Origin of the sequence: Alteromonas sp. KS69, from assembly GCF_003989595.1 — a bacterium.
In the GTDB taxonomy this organism is placed as follows: Bacteria; Pseudomonadota; Gammaproteobacteria; order Enterobacterales; family Alteromonadaceae; genus Alteromonas; species Alteromonas naphthalenivorans.
This window is the reverse complement of the sequence record NZ_PYHU01000074.1, coordinates 1-4,020: the sequence shown is the minus strand read 5'-3', so window position 1 is coordinate 4,020 and position 4,020 is coordinate 1. Positions and strand designations below refer to the sequence as shown.

The following is a 4,020-nucleotide window of genomic DNA, read 5'->3' as shown; positions in this document are numbered from 1 at the left end:
GTCTAAATTGATCGCTTACATCGTCGCAGCTACTTAAAAAGGCGTTAGCGCAAGGTAGATTTGGCAGCATTGCCATGGCTGATGCCTATATTAAATGGTGGCGAACTCAAGAGTACTATGAAAGCGGTGCTTGGCGTGGCACCTGGAAGCTAGACGGCGGGGGCGCGTTAATGAACCAATCAATCCATACCATCGATTTATTACTTTACGTGATGGGCGACGTTAAATCCGTACGGGCAGAAACTAGGCTTGTGGCCCATGAGGGAATAGAAGTAGAAGATGTTGGTATTGCCATGGTGGAGTTTGAAAGTGGCGCGTTGGGCGTAATTCAAGGGTCTACCGCGTGCTGGTCTAAAAACGGACATCCGGCAGAAATACAAATTACCGGCTCGCAGGGTTCTGTTTTCATGAGCGATGACAAATTCCGGCTGTGGGAGTTCGCTAATGAAAGTGAACATGACAATGAAATTAGACAGCAATATGGTCTTAATGAGAATGAAGCCGGCGCTGGCGCAGCCGACCCTTCAGCCATCGACTTTGTTTGGCACCAAAGAAATTTTGAAGATGTTTTACATGCGCTTGAAAACGGCACTAAACCATTGGTAGATGGTTTCGAAGGTCGCCGCTCTATTGCCTTGCTTAACGCAATTTATCGTTCAGCGGCAAAAGGTGGTGAAAAAGAATTTGTTTAAACTGCTACTAGATTAGTGGTCAGTTCTGGAACGGTATAAGTTCAAAAAGTAATGTACTCTGCCCCCTTGATTCAAGAATCAAAAGAAACAAATCTTCCTAATAGTTAGTCTCTAGATTAGAAGGACTGGGGTTACTAAATTTAAATACTGATAAAAGGAAACAATTTATGGATACAAAATTAATCATAGAAGATCATGTTATTCCACAACTATTTACTACAGCGATTGAAGCTTATGAATTTGAACATAAAACTCATGCTAGAGGTAAATCAAATTCTGAGTTAGAAACTTTTGGGTTGTTGTGGGGTTATTCAATACCACAAAAAGGAAACCTGCCATCAAGAATTATTTCAACAATGGCGACAGTTGAGACTTCAGCGTTAAGGCACCAAGATTGGGTGAAACCAAATGTCGAGTCACTGTCAACCAAAAAAAGGTTCTTTGAAAAGTATTATCCAAATGTTGAACTTGTAGGGACTTTTCACTCTCACCCTTACGCCAGTTTAGACGAAGTAAATGAAAATAAGGGCTGGAGAGCATCTGATGCAGACGAAGAATTTTGGCCACGGCTACATAAATTACTATGCCCAGAACATGGTCAGATGGCTCACTTAGTTGTTACGATTTCTAGTTTAAATAATAAAGGTTGGGCTTATCCTTCTAGGCTAAAAGGTTCAGAAGAAAAACGTGGTTATGTACTTAGTGCGGAGTACCGCAAGTTATGGCTGAATTCGTACCTCACGACCTTAAATAAAGACTCAGATGATGAACTAGAATTTGAGTTTTCAACAAACTTAACTATGAATATTCCTTCATTAGAAAATAGCTTTTGGGATATATAGGCCCAGTTTGCATAAATAAGCCATTTTAATCCGAGTAATTCTATTGCTCGTTTTTTTCCTTCGGTGAACTATCATGAAAACGTGACACTGTTGACAATTGATAAACTAACTATGGAGATGTTGGATGTTAGATGTGCTTGGAAACTATGTATATGCCTTGGTAGATCCAGGCACGAAGGAAATATTTTACGTTGGAATGGCGAGTAAGAAGCCAAATAACAGAACTAATGAACGTGCAACTGAGCATTTCAATTTTGACAAAGCAGTCTCTCCAAAAGAGAAAAAAATCCAGTCCTTATTAGAGCACTACGATAAATATCAAATCATTCACATCGTAAGGCATAACTTGCCAGATGGTGTTGCTGTTCACGTAGAGGTAGCATTAATTGATGCGTTGGGTACCAATACAAAACTGACTAATAGGAAACGTGGCCATGGCACGAAGCTAGGTATTAAGACATGGGCACAAGTGGTTATTGAAAAAGGCAGGGATTTCATTGAGCTAAATGATTTAAAACAATTTGCGCGTGAAAGAAATATAAGATTGACGCTTATACACATTAAAAACTACCGCGAGCACCTTGAAGCTCATGAGATATATGATCTTACGAGAGGATATTGGCGAATTGCTCAGGAAAAAGCGAATTTAGACAAGCCAACTATTGCCGTTGCTTGTGTAGGTAACGCCATTCTTTGTGCATACCGCGTGGTGTCTTGGCTTCCTGCAGGGACAACATTTTCTTCAGTTTTCGATAAGCACCAAATTGTGAGGATTCAAGAAAGCGGTGAAGTTCGAGAAGAGAAGAAATCGTTGAAGGAGTTTATTGGCCAGCTCGCTACTACAGCAGAGTTCCCTTACTCTCAATATAAAATAACCCTCAATGGCGAGCCTTTGGTATGGCCTCGACAATCGATAAAACATATAGAGTAAGGAAACACGAGTGATGAAAGCCCGTTTGACGACTGCTGAGCACAAGAAGTACGAAGGAGCACTAAACTCCCCTACCTCAGACGTTTTACAGCAAATTAATAAAGTGCCTAAGCTTGTACTAATCACCTACTTTGCAGATGAAGTGCGAGGCAATATCCATCAACTATTTGTAAATAAAACGCTTATTATTAGTAGTGATGATGAATATGCTGAAGTCGACACGTTGGAAGCGATAGGTTTGCGATTGCAAGATGCAATAGCAGAAGAGTACTTCCATGTGGAAATTGAATGGCGAAGCATAGCCAGAGCGACAGCACGTTTGTTAAATAGAGAATCAGAATATCAGGCTGACATAGAGCTAAATGGTGATTACTGCCCTATTAATTGGATGCGCTTATCCCATGACAACATTTATCTTCTCGCTTATCACATTCAGTTTAACGAAGCCCATGAATACATAGATAAATAATCGGGCTTAATCAGTATGGTACTTATTTGGAAATAGCAACGTGAGGGCTAATCTAAATTAGCACTCTAAACCAACCGCTCAATTGAGCAGGAGCTTAGATCACTTACATAAGTGATGAACACTGATCTTATCATTCCTGAGCAACAAACATCGTAAATTTTCCTTACCTTTTTGTCTTTTTGATTCTTCGCCATTAATTTTGAAAATACCCCAGAGTTTCCTCCATTTATTCTTTCATAATGAATGAAAAGTTTAATTAGTGAGGATTGTAGCTAGCGTGCGGTGTATTCAGCTCTTTATTTATCCTGACTAAATACTATGAGAAACGAACATAAATTAAACTATAAAGAGTTTCAAAATAAACTTTACATAACGGTTGCCGATCGACTATTGTTCAAAAAACAAACCAAATAAGTTCAAAAATTGACCTCACCTATTGGGCCGCAATTACAAAGGATTGACCATGATATTAATAAAAACACTCTTTTATTCCACGGTATTATTATCTTTTTTCTCATTAGCACAACAAAGTTCATCTCGCGTGCAAGAAGGCACGGATACATTAGGTAATAAAGTATTGACAGTGAATGATGCTGGACGCTCTGAGGAGACTAAGCAGTCAGATGATAGCGCGATAAGTCTATTTGATTTAGTGAGCAAAAACCCTAACCTGCCAACAGAGGTTGCCACTCGTACAGCTGACTTTATTAGATACTTGCTTAGTAAGCGCAACGTGGACACGGATTTGTTATATGATTACGTACAAACCCTAAATGCAAATCTAAGCATGATGAATGATCCAGACTTTGTCAAAAAAATGCGGGGGGTTACTGAAGAGTTACGCGATAGTAGCTACACTGACAAAATCCACTACAACACAAACTTATCCAATCAGTTAAGAACGCGTATGCCTATTATAGTAAAGGCTAGCGCAAACTTAACCGACACAAGTTTAACAACGGCTCAACTCAAATATCTAAAAGAGGATTTTGAAAGTGAATTAGTCTTATTTTCACGAAAATACCTAAGGCGTGTTGATCTTTCGTGATTGGTTTTTGAGCAGCATGGTAAAGAGTTATAATTTGT

4 protein-coding genes and 1 pseudogene are annotated in these 4,020 nt (G+C 39.3%); all 5 read left to right on the top strand.

Annotated features, from left to right (window positions below; all coding sequences use genetic code 11):
- Window positions 1-38 precede the first annotated feature (38 nt).
- Window positions 39-692 (top strand): annotated as a pseudogene (locus C7Y69_RS21330) (Gfo/Idh/MocA family protein); the annotation flags it as partial.
- 167 nt (window positions 693-859) lie between these two features.
- A complete protein-coding gene (locus C7Y69_RS21325; RefSeq protein ID WP_126874099.1) occupies window positions 860-1,534 on the top strand; it encodes a hypothetical protein in 675 nt (224 codons plus the stop codon).
- A 124-nt stretch (window positions 1,535-1,658) separates the two neighbouring features.
- Window positions 1,659-2,465 carry a GIY-YIG nuclease family protein gene (locus tag C7Y69_RS21320; RefSeq protein WP_126874098.1) on the top strand — a complete coding sequence of 269 codons (807 nt, stop codon included), beginning with the start codon at window positions 1,659-1,661 and terminating at the stop codon, window positions 2,463-2,465.
- 10 nt (window positions 2,466-2,475) lie between these two features.
- The gene (locus tag C7Y69_RS21315; protein WP_126874097.1) at window positions 2,476-2,934 is read left to right on the top strand and encodes a hypothetical protein; all 459 of its coding nucleotides are present in this window, start codon (window positions 2,476-2,478) and stop codon (window positions 2,932-2,934) included.
- A gap of 463 nt (window positions 2,935-3,397) precedes the next feature.
- On the top strand, window positions 3,398-3,982 hold the full coding sequence (locus C7Y69_RS21690) for a hypothetical protein (RefSeq protein WP_185864216.1): 585 nt from the start codon (window positions 3,398-3,400) through the stop codon (window positions 3,980-3,982).
- Window positions 3,983-4,020 lie beyond the last annotated feature (38 nt).